The sequence below is a fragment of the Streptomyces aculeolatus genome, from assembly GCF_020400605.1.
Classification (GTDB): Bacteria; Actinomycetota; Actinomycetes; order Streptomycetales; family Streptomycetaceae; genus Streptomyces; species Streptomyces aculeolatus.
Genome location: NZ_JAINRD010000037.1, coordinates 26,291 through 38,860 on the forward strand (window position 1 = coordinate 26,291; position 12,570 = coordinate 38,860).

The window sequence follows — 12,570 nt, forward strand, 5'->3', positions numbered from 1 at the left end:
GCGGCGGAGGCGTTCAGCGACCCGCCGGAGCCGCCCGCAGAGCGGCTGTACCCCGAGGAGGCGCAGGCCGTCGCCAGGGCCGTACCGCACCGCCAGGCGGAGTTCGCCACCGTGCGGCAGTGCGCCCGCCGCGCCCTGGGCACCCTCGGCGTCGAGCCGGCGCCCCTGCTCCCCGGCCGCCGCGGCGCGCCGCAGTGGCCCGCCGGGATCGTCGGCTCCATGACGCACTGCGCCGGCTACCGCGCCGCCGCCGTGGCCCGCCGCGGCGACGTGCTCGGCGTCGGCATCGACGCCGAGCCCAACGAGGAGCTCAAGGACGGCCTCCTGGAGGCCGTCGCGCTGCCGGAGGAGCAGGAGCTGGTACGCGCCCGCATGCGCGGCACGTCCGGGGTCTGCTGGGACCGGCTGCTGTTCAGCGCCAAAGAGTCGGTCTTCAAGGTCTGGTATCCGCTGACCGGCAGGGAGCTGGACTTCGACGAGGCCCGTATCGACGTGGACCCAGAGGACGGGACGTTCACCGCCGGGATCCTGGTCGACGCGCCCACGATCGACGGCACCTCCCTGGCCCGTATGCAGGGCCGCTGGCTGTGCCGCAGCGGGCTGCTCGTCACCGCCGTGTCGCTGACCGCGGGAGCCGGCGGGCGCGCCGGGAACGGCGAGTAGGTGCGGGCTGTGCGGGACGGGACGACGTGACGGTCCGGATGTCCCGGTCCTTACCGTATGCGCCGGGCGACGGCGCGAGCACGGTGGGCGGGGAGCGGACGGTGGGCGTCCTGTACGACGCGGGCTCGGCCTGCGCCGCGGAGGTCGCGGCGGCGGCACGCTGCTGCGACGCCGAGCTGTTCCTCGTCGTGGACCGGGCCTCGGAACACGTGCGGGCGCGGCTGCCGGTGCTGACGCGGCGGTTCGCGCTGTGCGACATCACCGGTCTCGCCGCGCGGGACGCGGCGCGGGCGGTCTCCGAGTTCGTACCCGACGGGCTGCTGACGTTCAGCGAGCACCGGATGGAGATGACCTCCGCGATCGCCGCGGCGATCGGCATCCCGTACTGGCACTCCCCCGCGGTCGCCGGGCGGCTGGTGGACAAGCTCCAGCAGCGCCGGGCGTTCGCCGAAGCGGGCCTGGACGACCTGCCGTTCGCACCGGTGGCCGATGCCGCGGACCTCGACGCCGCGCTGGACGCGGTGGGGCTGCCCGCGGTGCTGAAGCCGCGGCGCGGCGCCGGCGGCCGGCTCGTACAACGCCTCGACACGGTCTCCGGCGCCCGGGCGGCGGTCGCGGCGTGCGCGGACGCGGCGCCCGGCACGGACCTGCTGGTCGAGGCGCTGCTCCCGGGCGACCCCGAGGCGGCCGGGGCGCAGTGGGGCGACTACGTCTCCGTGGAGACGGCCGTGCACCGCAGGGAATGCCAACCGCTCTGCGTGACGGGGAAGTTCCCCCTCGCCGCGCCCTTCCGGGAGCGCGGCTCCTTCGTCCCGCACACCCTCGACGCACCGCTGGCGGAGCGCGCCGAGACCCTGGCGGAGGCGGCGATAGGCGCGCTGGACATCAGCGACGGCATCGTGCACACGCAGCTGAAGCTCACCGCGGAAGGGCCGCGGCTGGTCGAGGTCAACGGCCGGCTCGGCAGCCTCGTCGGCGACGTCGTACGGCGCGGGTCGGGCTTCGACATGGTGGCGGCGGCGATGCGGCTGGCGCTGGGGCTGCCGGTGCCGGACGCACCGCGGTTCGACGAGGTCACGTACCAGTACTCGCTGCTGCCGCCGGTCCTCGGTGCCGCGCACGCGCCCGCGGCCGGCCCGCCGGACCTGTCCGCCCGGCTCGACGGGCTGCGCCACCTCCCCGGCGTCGACCTCGCCGTCCTGCTCGACGCACCGGCCCCGCCCGGCCTCCAGGACCTGGCGGCCGCGCGCCTCGGGCGGCTCCAGGGACGTACGGCGGACCACGCGGAACTCACCCGGCTGGCAACGGCGATCGACGAACTGTGCGGCCCGGTGCTCGGCGCGGTCTGAGGTCCCCACCAGGCGGCGCGCAGCGCGGCGGGATCGTGCCGTGACTCGGCCGGAGGTCGTTCGTTTGGCGGTACGAGCCCCGCCCGCACGAGCCCCCGTGGATGGTCCCCATGCCGACGAGCAGCCGCCCGCACCTCCGCGACGGCGGACTCCCCCGCGGCGGGACCCCCGCCGCCGCGCCGGCGCCGCCGCTGGAGCACTACGCGCCGCTCGCCCGGCTCGCCTACCTCACCCTGCCGCCGGCCCTCGGCAGGCACCGGCGCGTCCTCACCGCCCACACCGCCGCGCAGCGGGCGCTCCCCGCGGCGCGGGAGCGGCGCCGGCTGCGCGTCCCGGCGCAGCGCGCGGCGGCGGTGCGCGAGCCGGAGACGGACGTCGGACTCGACGAACTGCGGGTGCGGGTGCTGCGGTCGGCCCTGCGCCACGACGGCGCGGCACGCCGCGTGCCCGGGTGGCTGCAGGCGGGGCGGGGGCTGCCCGTCGTGCTGGGGCTGCGGATGGCGACGGCGGCCGGCGGCGCCGACGAGCTGAGCGTCGAACGGTCGCTGGCGCGGCTGTCGGCGCCGGAGCGCGCAGCCTTCGCGCTGCTGACGGTCGAGGGTCTGGATCCGGCCCGTACGCGGGACCTGCTGGAGCGGGCGGGCGTGCGGGAGCCGGGGGCCGCGCTGCGCAGGGCGGAGGGCGTCGCCGCCGCGGTGCCGGAGGCGGAGGCGCTGCTGCGCTCCGGCGAGTTCGACCCCACGGCGGTGCAGCTGCGGCCGACGGACCTGGTGCGCCGGCGCCGCCGGCGGCGGGTCGCGGCGGCGCTGGCGGCCGCGGTCGTCGTCGGCGCGGTCGGGGCGGGGTCGGCGATGCTGCCCGGCGACGGAGGCGGGCGGGGCGGCGCGGGCGCCGCGGGGGCCGCCGGCGTACCCGCCGCTCTGCTCGACCCCGGCCGCCTCGTGCAGGCACAGCCGGAGGCGTGGGCGGACACCGCGCGCGTGGACTTCACCGCCTGGCCCGCGCGCGGCGGGCTGACGGGGGACGACGCGTTGCTGGGCCGGGCGCTGTCCGCGTGGGCCGCGCCGGCACCGGACGTGGGGCTGACCGGGACGCCGGGCACCTCGGCCGCACCGCCGGCCGCGCCGCCCCGGCTGCTCTACGCGGGCGAGGTCTCCGGCGCCGCGGTAGTCCTGCTGTACGAGGGCGAACGCCTCGTACGCTACGCCGAGTCCGCGGACGGCTCCGACGACCCGCCCGCCGTCGACGTCGCGCGCGTCGACGACGCCGACGTGACGACCGCCGCGGCGGTTGCGGTGAGCCGCGGCCGCGACGGCGTCCGCTACCTCCTCGCGCCCTGGGTGGACGAGGCCGCCACCCGCGACCTGCTCCGCCCCGACGAGCCCGCGCGCGACCTGGGCGTCGCGGACGACGGGGTCACCGACCCGGTGCCGGCGAGCCCCGTCGAGGGCTGCGACGCCTGGCCGGCGCTCCGGCTCCGGTCCTCCGCGCGGATCGTGGAGGACCACTCGTTCCTCGTCACCGACCTCGGGGACCTCACCCCGGTCCACCTGACGTACACGCCGCCGCCCGGCGAGGGCGCACCGGCCCGCCAGCCGCGCGAGGCGACCTCCGGCCCCGCCCTCGCCGGCTGGGCCCGCTCGGCCTGCCGGCTGGACGGCTGGCGCGGTGAGGGCGTACGGGCTGTGAACAACTGGGTGTTCGCCCAGCAGGAGTTGCCCGAGGACGCCGGCCGGGCCGACTGGGTGTGCAGCAGGGCCGGTACGTGGCGCGGGCCCGGCCGGGTCCTGGTGCAGTTGCAGCCGCCGGCCCGCTCGGCCGCGACGCCGGGCCGCGTGGTCGCCGCGGAGAGCGACGGGGAGGACTCGGCGGCGTGCAGCCGCTTCGGCCGGCACGTCCTCGCGTCCACCGACTGGCGCGCCCCTTCGGGCCATTGGTACCTGCTGGCGGCGGGCAGCCGGGACGTACGGGGCATCGAGGCCACCGGCGACGTCGAGGCCACCGCCGCGGGACCGACGCTGGCGAAGCGGGCGGAGAAGGGCGTACGCGCCCGGGTGACCGGCAGCATCGAGGGCGGCGGCAGCCTCGCGACGGGGCGCTGAACGGCCATCCGGCGTCGACCGGATGGCTTCGCGCAGCTTCCCCGCTCGGGGACCCCTACCGGCCCGTGCGCGGTACAACAGAGCCATGAAGCGAACGGTGGTTCCGGTCGCGGCGGTCGCCGTGGCACTGATCGGCGGCTGCGCCGGGGAGGCGAGCGGTTGCGACGCCGAGTACCGGCTCGCCGAGGTGAAGGGCGAGAAGCGGCCGGTCCGGATCGAGCCCGGTCAGCACCACCCCGGGCTGACCGACCGCGAGTTGGAGAAGGCTCTGCCGACGCCGGAGCAGGAAGCCGCGACGAACGACAAGGTGCTCAACCATCTGCGCCGGGAGACCGTGCGGATGGCCGGCGTCATGGGCGAGACGGGACGCGGCCGGTGTGCGGGCGAGGTCGACCGGCCGCGCGGCGAGACCGTCCGCTGCACGGTGACGTACGAGGGTGTGACCGTGCCCTGGCTGGTGACGAGCAAGGGGACGACGTCAGGCATGGCCGCCTTCAGCCAGGATTTCATCTATACGGCCAAGCCGCTCAAGACCCTGCACACGGCCCGGTCCGTCTACGACTGGTACGCCTGGGAGACCGGCAAGAACGGCACGACGGAGGGCCCGCTGGCCCCGGTCGATCCGCGGTGCGACCGGCTGCCGGAGGTCTTCACCGCCGAGCCCGGCGAGGAGACCGGCTACTTCTGCCAGGACGTCTCGAAGACCTGCACCGACGACGTCCAGCACGTGGAGTGGGGCGACCGGCCGATCCGGTCGGAGGAGAACGGCGCCCTGTCGTTCCTCGCCGGCTGAGCACCGCCGCGTGCGTGGCACCGGGGGGCACGGTGGCGAGGGAGGGGCCACCACCGTGCCCCCGCACCTCAGCCCTGGTACTGGGCGAGGATCGAGGTGAACTCCCACGGCTCCTGCGGGATCCCGCCGCAGGTGTCGGCGCCGCCACCGCCGCAGGGGCGGTCGCGGTTGGCCGACCAGAAGGTGAGCCGGCCCAGGCCCTTGTCCTGCGCGTAGCCGAGCATGGTCCGGAAGTCGTCCTGGTCCACGACCTCGCCGACGTCGGTGTTGCCGTTCATCGAGGAGATGCCCATGCGCGGGTACACCTCCTCCTCGCCGTAGCCGTACGCCTTCTGCAGCGAGCCCTTGAGCCCCTCCGAGGCCTGGACGGACAGCCGGCCCATGTCCCCGCCGTTGCCGCCGAAGTTGAACGGCATGATCGTCCAGACGTCCACGTCCAGCCCGGACTGCGCGGCCCGGTCGATGAGGCTGGTGTCGGGGCCGTTCTGCCCGGTGCCGATGGTGAAGACGACCTTGAGCCCGGGGTTGGCGGCCTTGACCGCCTTGAGCGCGTCGACGGTGCGCTGCTGGACCTCGGGGCTGTCGTACGCGTCGGCTTCGAGGTCGATGTCGATGGCCGTCAGGTCGTACGCGTCGATCACCTTCTGGTACGCGCCGGCGAGTGCGTCCGCGCTGCCGCAGGAGCTCTCCAGCTTGTTGCCGCTCCAGCCGCCGAACGACGGGACGACGTCGCCGCCCGCGGCGCGGACCGCGGCGACGGTCTCCTCGTCGACGCCGCCGGTGAGGGGGCGCTGGCCGTCCCACTGCGGGTCGCAGGTGCCGTTGCTGAGGACGAAGGCGAGCGTGAACCCGCCGACGCCGGTGGCGTCCATGACCTCAGCGGGGTCGGGCGGGCTGCCCCAGCCGTTGTAGAGGTAGGGCGCCACGGCCATCGACGCGGCGGCCGGCCGCGCGGCGGCGGTGTCGGCGGCGGGCTGCCCGGCGTCCGAGGCGCCGGCGGCGGGCATCAGCGCCCAGCCGCCGGCGACCGCGGCCGCCGCCGCACCCGCGACGAGTGCGCGGCGGACGTTCCTTCGGTCGGTCCGATGTGTTCCCATGTGCTGTCACCGTCCTCTTCTCGCCGGCACCCGGCGCCGCCGGGCGCCGCGTCCGGGCATGCGAGCGCACGGAATCCGGGGACGGCGGGCTGCGGCGGCCGGGCGCGGCGGTGAAGTCGTGTGGGGGGTCCGGCTATTTCACGTGTTGAAGTTAAGGGGGCGCCGGGAAGCGGTGTCAAGGCTTTGGTCCGTACCTGTGAGAGCGCTTTCCCAGCGCCCCGGCGAGGGGCGCGATGCTAGGAGTTGAGCGTCCACTTCTGGTTCGCTGCGCCCGTGCAGGTCCAGAGCTGCGTCGGCGTCCCGTTGGCCGTCGAGCCGCCCAGCGCGTCCAGGCACTTGTCCGCGGCCAGGTTGACGATGTCGCGGGTGGCGGAGTTGTACGACCAGCGCTGGGCGCCCGTGCCGTTGCAGTCGTAGAGCTGCACCCGGGTGCCGTTCGCGGTGCCCGCGGCGGCGGCGTCGAGGCACTTGCCGAGGGCCCGGATGGTGCCGTCGGTACCCACGGTCCAGCGCTGTGCGGTGGTGCCGTTGCAGTCGTAGAGCTGGACGGCGGTGCCGTTGGCGGGACTTGCGCCGGCCACGTCGAGGCACTTGCCGCCCGCGCCGGTGAACGTACCGGAGTTGCCGCCTCCGCCGTCGGAGGTGCTGACGCGGACGTAGTCGACGACGAGCTGCTGCGGGAAGGTCGTGCTGCCGTCCGGGTCGCCGGGCCAGTAGCCGCCGACCGCCAGGTTGAGGATCAGGAAGAACGGCTTGTTGAACACCCACTGCCGGCCGCCGAGGTCGGCGGGCGTGCGCCGCTGGTAGACGTTGCCGTCGACGGACCAGGTGATCTCGTTCGGCGACCAGTCGACGGCGAAGGTGTGGAAGCCGTTCGCGAACTGCTGGCCGCCCGGCAGCGTGTACCCGCCGCCGATGCCGCCGGAGCCGGAGTAGCCCGGCCCGTGCAGCGTGCCGTGGACCGTGCTCGGCTCGAAGCCGACGTTCTCCATCACGTCGATCTCGCCGCTGGCGGGCCAGCCGACCTGGCCGATGTCGTTGCCGAGCATCCAGAACGCGGGCCACATGCCCTGCCCGCGCGGCAGCTTCATCCGGGTCTCGACGTGGCCGTACGTGGTGGTGAAGCGGCCGGAGGTGTTGAGCCGGGCGGAGGTGTACTCGCACCGGCCGTACCAGCACTGGTAGTTGCCGGGGTTCTCCTTGCGCGCGGTGATGACCAGGTTGCCCTGGCCGTCGAGCGCGGCGTTGGCGTTGCCCGCGGTGTAGTACTGCCGCTCGTGGTTGTTGACGTTGTCGCCGGTCTCGATCAGCCACTTGCCGCCGTTGACCGCCGAGCCGGCCGGGCCGTCGAAGTTGTCCTCGAACGTGACGGCGTAGGGCGCGGCTTCTGCCTTGCCGCCGGTGCCGCCGGTCCCCGGTGCCGGTGCCGCGCCGGCGGCGCCGGGCAGCGGCACGGCGAGCGCGGCGGCGAGGGCCGTCGCGACGAGCACGGCCTTGCGGAGCGGATGTCTGCGTCGTCGTAGGAACATGGAAGCTCACCTCGATGCGTCGTGGGGTCGAGCGTGGAGCATGGTCCATACCTTTGCGCGAGGTGAGTGAACTCCCTTCATGTCATGCAGTCAATGGGTCCGGCGGGCACCCTCGGTGTTCAACTCCCGGCGGCCGTACTGCCGGACCTCTTGACAACGCACCCGCCCCTCACGACGCTCTGAGAGCGCTCTCTGTACGCCCGGCCCGCCGGGCAGCTCCCGCCTCGGGCCGTGTACGCCCCCACAGCGAAGGAGCACCGCATGTCCCCCGCGCACCCGACGTGGTCCAGACGCCGCCGCGGCCTGCTGACGGCTGTCACCGCCCTGCTGCTGCTCGTCTGCTACGCGCTCGCCGACCGCACCGGCGCCGCCGCTCAGGGCGCGGTGCCGCCCGCACCCGACCCGGCACCCGCGACCGCCGCGGCGGCGGGCGACCCGCCGCCGGACTCCTTCTGGGGCGACACGGGCGCCATCCCGCCGGCGCAGAACGTGCTGACGGTGCAGATCCTCAACCGGACCAACGGCCAGTACCCCGACGACCAGGTCTTCTGGTCCTTCGGCGGGCAGACCCGCTCGATCGCGGAGCAGCCGTACCTGGACATGCCCGCCAACTCCGCCGGCCGGATGTACTTCCACCTCGGCTCGCCCGACAGCCAGTACTCCGACTTCATCGAGTTCACCGTCGGCCCCGACGCCTTCCACGGCAACACCACCCGCGTCGACGCCTTCGCGCTCAAGCTCGCGATGCGGGTGCACGGCCACGACGGCACCGACAAGCAGGTCGGCGAGGACTACGCGACGTTCCAGGAGTCCCGCGAGGCCACGTGGCAGGCGTTCGCGGCCGCCATGCCGCCGGAGTTCGCGTCGCTGTCCGAGGTGCAGGCGCCGTACCGCATCCCCTCCCCGGGCGGCGTGCCGGACTTCCGGCCGGGCGGGCAGCACGCCGCCTACATGAGCGACTACGCCCGGTCCGTGGGCATGACCGCCTCGACCCAGGAGATCTTCGGCTGCTCCGGCCCGCTCGCGGGCGACGCCCCCGGCTGCGCGGCGCTCAACCGGCACGTCGCCGAGCTGCCGCGGGACCAGTGGAACGACCCGGGCCGCTTCTACCGGCAGGGTCCGGCGAACTACTACGCCGCGTTCTGGCACGAGCGCGCCATCGGCAACCTCGCGTACGGCTTCCCGTACGACGACGTCGCCGAGCAGTCCTCCTTCGTGTCCGTCCAGAACCCGCAGTGGATGGTGGTGGCCGTCGGCTGGTGAGGGCCCGCGGCGCCTCCCCCGGCGGCCGGCCCGGGCCGGCCGCGGCCGGTCAGCCCGCCGCGAGGCCGGCCAGGACGTCGGCGGCCGGTTCCGGGTGCACCAGCCAGCGCAGGTGGCCGCCGGGCACGGTGTGCACGTCGAACGGGTTGCCGGGGGTCAGCGCGTCGGCCTCGCGGATCAGCCGGTCCTGCATGGCGGGCGGCATGCTGACGTCGTCCGCCAGCCGCACGTAACTGCGCGGGATCCGGCCCCAGGTGGCCGCCTGCGCGCGGTCCGCGGACGAGCCGACGTCCAGGTTCTCGTCGGGCTGGAAGGTGTTGAGGAAGGTCCGGAACTCGTCGTCGGTGAGGTCGGCGGCGAACGCGTGCCGGAACGCGGCGAGCGCTTCGGGGTCCGCGGTGCGGAAGTTGGTGCGGATCAGGCCGAGCGCGGCCGGGTCGCCGGCGAGGGCGCGCGCGAGGCCGGAGGCGTCGATGCCGGCCATCTCGGGCTCGCCGTAGTAGTCGTTCACGTCGAGTTCGACGGGGCACCAGGCGGAGACGTAGACGACGCGGTCGATCAGGTCGGGGCGGGCGTTGCCGGCGGCGGTGGCGGTGATGCCGCCCCGGCTGTGCGCGACGACGATCGCCGGGCCGTGCCGCTTCGCCCGCTCGAGGACGCCGATGAGGTGGGCCGCGTTGTCCGCGAGTGTGACGCCCTTGATGCCGCCGGGCGCGGTGGCGAGCGCGTCGGGGTCCTGCGGGGCCTGATAGGCCGCGGGGAACGTGGCGCCGAATCCGTGGCCCGGCAGGTCGACGGCGAGGGAGCGGTGTCCGCGCAGAGCGAGTTCCGCCTGCAGGGGCGCAAAGGAGAAGGAGTTCGCGAACGCCCCGTGGACGAGGACGAAGGTCGGCGTGTTCGGCATGGGGACACCCTCACACACGACGATCAAGCAGGCGCGGAGGGGTTGTGGCGCAGGGCTCGCGAGGCCTGTGGTATTCGGAAGGGGGAATTCCCCGGGCTTCCGGGAGGCGAATACGCGCGTACGGATCCGCCCGCGGCCCCGTGGCCGGGAAGTCGCCTTCCCGGCCACGGGGTGTGTCGTACGTGCGGTCCGGTGCTCAGGGCGCGTCGACGACGATGCGTCCGTCCATCGGGGCGAAGCCGGCGAAGCCGCCGCCGTAGTTGGCTTCCACCTGCGCCCGCTCGGTCGCGTTCGGGACGGGGTTGGTGCAGCTCACACCGGCGGTCGAGCCGGACATCAGCGACGAGCACGGTCCGGGCTTCATGTCGGGCAGCCCGAGGCTGTGGCCCAGTTCGTGCGAGGCGATACGGGTGGTGTCGTAGCCCTCGTTGACCGCCTGGCGGCCGAACCAGACCGTGGCGCGCCCGCCGGGGCGGACCGGGCCGAGAGTGGCGCGCGGCCAGCCGTCGTCGGCGATGACCGTGATCTCGGCGCGGGTGCCCGCCGGGGCCTTCGCCAACTTGACGTTCTGCACGGTGGAATTCCATTGTTCGGCGCCTGCGGCCACCGCGCTCTTGAATTCACCGGCCTGGCTGTCGTCGTAGTACAGCGTGGTTGCGGCCGTGCGCTCCGGTGCGGGAGCGGGGGCGGCGGTGGCCCCTGGGGCCGAGGACAGAGTGACGATTGCGGCAGCGGCCATAACGCCGATACCCAACTTTCGCAGCATGCGGGGAGCCCTCCTCTTGGTGTGAGAATCGAGCACTACTGCGCGAACCCTGATAAGGGTCGGCCCGAGTGTAGGAGCGCGCTCCGGGGGCCACAAGGGGCGGCAATGGCCGTAGATTTCACCTTTCTGCGGCATCTCGGCGCCGCCCGCGGTATTCGGCGCAGCGGGGTTCACGGCCGATTTCGTACAGGCGGAATCCGGCCGCGGGCCGCGAGTCATTCTTCCGGCGTAGTCGGGAAGTTGAGACGTATTGCGCCTCCCGGCCGATCCGCCGCGCCGGACGTCTTGTCAGACTGCACGGGTACGCTGACCGCGGGCGGGCGCGGGTCCGCGGTCCCCGCGAGGACGGCCGTGGAGGGGACGTGGGCACGCAGGCAGGACCCGTGGAGGCGGACCGGCCGCCGCGGGTGGTGATCGCCGACGACCAGGCGCTGGTGCGCACCGGCTTCCGGATGATCCTCGCCGCCGACGGCATCGACGTCGTCGGCGAGGCGACGGACGGCGAGGAGGCGGTGGCCGCGGTCCGCCGCTCCCTGCCCGACGTGGTGCTGATGGACATACGCATGCCGGGCACGGACGGCCTGGAGGCCACCCGCCGCCTCCTCGGCACGGACGGCCGGGAGCCCGGGCCGGGGCCGGGCGCGCCGCGGGTCATCATCCTCACCACGTACGACCTCGACCAGTACGTGTACGCGGCGCTCGCCGCCGGCGCCAGCGGCTTCCTGCTCAAGGACGTCACCCCCGAGCACCTGGCCGCCGCCGTCCGCCTCGTCCGCTCCGGCGACGCGCTCCTCGCGCCCTCCATCACCCGCCGCCTCGTGGAGCGCTTCGCCGTCCGTGACGACCGCGCGGCGACGCTGCACCGCGACCTGTCCGCGCTGACCCGGCGCGAGCTGGAGGTGCTGGAGTCGCTGGCGCGCGGCCACAGCAACGCGGAGCTGGCCGCGCGGTTCCATCTCAGCGAGGCGACGGTGAAGACGCACGTGGCCCGGATCCTCGCCAAGCTCCAGCTCCGCGACCGCGCCCAGGCGGTGATCGCCGCCTACGAGACGGGCCTGATCACCCCCGGCTCCCCGCAGTCCCCGACCCCGCCGTGACCGGCAGCCGCGGGCCGCCCGCGACGTACTTCTTCCCGGAGCGATGAGTTTCGGCGGCGGAACCGGTCTGCCCTGGCATGACCCTCTTCAACGTTGACCCCCTGTACGGTGCCGCCGCCTGCGAACGACTCCCGGTGATCCGATGACCACCGTCGACGTCAACGGGATCACCCTGGGCATCGAGTCCTTCGGTGCCGACGACGCGCCGCTCGTCCTGCTCGTGGGCGGGACGACGATGCTCTCCTGGCCCGACGCGCTCTGCGAGCGGCTGGCCGCCGGCGGGCGCCGCGCCGTGCGCTACGACCTGCGCGACAGCGGCGCATCGACGACGGCGGACCCGCAGGCACCCGCCTACACCCTGCGCGACCTCGCCGCCGACGCGGCGGCCCTGGCGGGCGCGCTCGACGGCCGGCCCGCGCACCTCGCCGGGATCGGCGTCGGCGGGATGGTCGCCCAGGTGGCCGCACTCGACCACCCGGCCGCCTTCTCGGCGCTCACCCTGGCCGGCACCCGCGCGGTCGCCCCCGGCCCGCCCGACGACGACCTCCCCGACCACGACGAGGCGGCGATGGGCCGGCTGTTCGCGCAGGCGATGCCCGACTGGGCCGACCGCGCGGCGGTGGCGGAGTCCGCCGCCGCGGGCGCGGAGATCCTCGGCGACGACCCCGGCGCCGCGCGGGCGACCGCGGCGCGCGTCTGGGACCGCACACCGGGCAGCGACCCCGAGGTCCACATGGCCAACCAGCTGGGCATGGTGTTCTCCCGGCTGGACTGCGCACCCCGCTGGCGCGAACGCCTGCCCGGGCTCGGGGTCCCCGCGCTCGTCGTCCACGGCCGCCGCGACCTGTTCTTCCCCGTCGGCAACGGCGAGGCGCTCGCGCGCGAGATCCCCGGGGCCCGGCTGCTGGTCCTGGAGGAGGCCGCGACCGCGATCCCGGACGCGGCTGCCGGCGAGGTCGCGGAGGCGATGCTCATGCTGGGCTAGGGACCTCCGGACGGCTGCGGGC

Annotated in this window: 11 protein-coding genes; 7 read left to right on the forward strand and 4 right to left on the reverse strand. The window is 74.8% G+C overall.

Annotated features, from left to right (window positions below):
* Window positions 1-111 precede the first annotated feature (111 nt).
* The 4 genes from LG396_RS36755 to LG396_RS36770 all read left to right on the forward strand — a co-directional run bounded on the left by LG396_RS36755 (window position 112) and on the right by LG396_RS36770 (window position 4,907).
* The gene (locus LG396_RS36755) at window positions 112-663 is read left to right on the forward strand and encodes a 4'-phosphopantetheinyl transferase family protein (protein ID WP_308190157.1); all 552 of its coding nucleotides are present in this window, start codon (window positions 112-114) and stop codon (window positions 661-663) included.
* Window positions 664-764: 101 nt separating this feature from the next.
* Window positions 765-2,012 (forward strand): ATP-grasp domain-containing protein, encoded by a 1,248-nt coding sequence (locus tag LG396_RS36760; RefSeq protein ID WP_225798030.1) that lies wholly within the window; start codon window positions 765-767, stop codon window positions 2,010-2,012.
* A gap of 101 nt (window positions 2,013-2,113) precedes the next feature.
* Entirely contained in the window at window positions 2,114-4,114 is a 2,001-nt protein-coding gene (locus LG396_RS36765) for a hypothetical protein (protein WP_372483636.1), read from the forward strand.
* A gap of 85 nt (window positions 4,115-4,199) precedes the next feature.
* Window positions 4,200-4,907: a hypothetical protein gene (locus LG396_RS36770; RefSeq protein WP_225798032.1), complete on the forward strand. Its 708-nt coding sequence runs from the start codon at window positions 4,200-4,202 to the stop codon at window positions 4,905-4,907.
* 68 nt (window positions 4,908-4,975) lie between these two features.
* Here LG396_RS36770 and LG396_RS36775 read toward each other — a convergent pair whose 3' ends face one another.
* Entirely contained in the window at window positions 4,976-6,004 is a 1,029-nt protein-coding gene (locus LG396_RS36775) for a chitinase (protein ID WP_372483637.1), read from the reverse strand.
* 236 nt (window positions 6,005-6,240) lie between these two features.
* Window positions 6,241-7,533 carry a ricin-type beta-trefoil lectin domain protein gene (locus LG396_RS36780; protein ID WP_225798033.1) on the reverse strand — a complete coding sequence of 431 codons (1,293 nt, stop codon included), beginning with the start codon at window positions 7,531-7,533 and terminating at the stop codon, window positions 6,241-6,243.
* A gap of 261 nt (window positions 7,534-7,794) precedes the next feature.
* On the opposite strand from LG396_RS36780, the gene LG396_RS36785 reads away from it, so the two are divergent.
* Window positions 7,795-8,796, forward strand: coding sequence for a glycoside hydrolase family 64 protein (locus LG396_RS36785; RefSeq protein ID WP_225798034.1), 1,002 nt, complete (start codon window positions 7,795-7,797; stop codon window positions 8,794-8,796).
* Between the two features lie 49 nt (window positions 8,797-8,845).
* On the opposite strand, the gene LG396_RS36790 is transcribed toward LG396_RS36785, so the two are convergent.
* On the reverse strand, window positions 8,846-9,700 hold the full coding sequence (locus LG396_RS36790) for an alpha/beta fold hydrolase (RefSeq protein ID WP_037741249.1): 855 nt from the start codon (window positions 9,698-9,700) through the stop codon (window positions 8,846-8,848).
* Between the two features lie 196 nt (window positions 9,701-9,896).
* A complete protein-coding gene (locus tag LG396_RS36795) occupies window positions 9,897-10,466 on the reverse strand; it encodes a snapalysin family zinc-dependent metalloprotease (protein WP_026276400.1) in 570 nt (189 codons plus the stop codon).
* A gap of 383 nt (window positions 10,467-10,849) precedes the next feature.
* Here LG396_RS36795 and LG396_RS36800 point away from each other — a divergent pair, with 383 nt between their 5' ends.
* Window positions 10,850-11,563: a response regulator gene (locus LG396_RS36800; RefSeq protein ID WP_037741252.1), complete on the forward strand. Its 714-nt coding sequence runs from the start codon at window positions 10,850-10,852 to the stop codon at window positions 11,561-11,563.
* Window positions 11,564-11,705: 142 nt separating this feature from the next.
* Window positions 11,706-12,548, forward strand: coding sequence for an alpha/beta fold hydrolase (locus LG396_RS36805; protein ID WP_225798036.1), 843 nt, complete (start codon window positions 11,706-11,708; stop codon window positions 12,546-12,548).
* The last annotated feature ends 22 nt before the right edge of the window (window positions 12,549-12,570 follow it).

Excerpts from the sequence above, each read along its gene's own strand:
- LG396_RS36795 (WP_026276400.1), bottom strand. The coding sequence starts at position 10,466 with ATGCTGCGAAAGTTGGGTATCGGCGTTATGGCCGCTGCCGCAATCGTC.
- LG396_RS36765 (WP_372483636.1), top strand. The coding sequence starts at position 2,114 with ATGGTCCCCATGCCGACGAGCAGCCGCCCGCACCTCCGCGACGGCGGA.
- LG396_RS36790 (WP_037741249.1), bottom strand. The coding sequence starts at position 9,700 with ATGCCGAACACGCCGACCTTCGTCCTCGTCCACGGGGCGTTCGCGAAC.
- LG396_RS36780 (WP_225798033.1), bottom strand. The coding sequence starts at position 7,533 with ATGTTCCTACGACGACGCAGACATCCGCTCCGCAAGGCCGTGCTCGTC.
- LG396_RS36805 (WP_225798036.1), top strand. The coding sequence starts at position 11,706 with ATGACCACCGTCGACGTCAACGGGATCACCCTGGGCATCGAGTCCTTC.
- LG396_RS36785 (WP_225798034.1), top strand. The coding sequence starts at position 7,795 with ATGTCCCCCGCGCACCCGACGTGGTCCAGACGCCGCCGCGGCCTGCTG.
- LG396_RS36770 (WP_225798032.1), top strand. The coding sequence starts at position 4,200 with ATGAAGCGAACGGTGGTTCCGGTCGCGGCGGTCGCCGTGGCACTGATC.
- LG396_RS36775 (WP_372483637.1), bottom strand. The coding sequence starts at position 6,004 with ATGGGAACACATCGGACCGACCGAAGGAACGTCCGCCGCGCACTCGTC.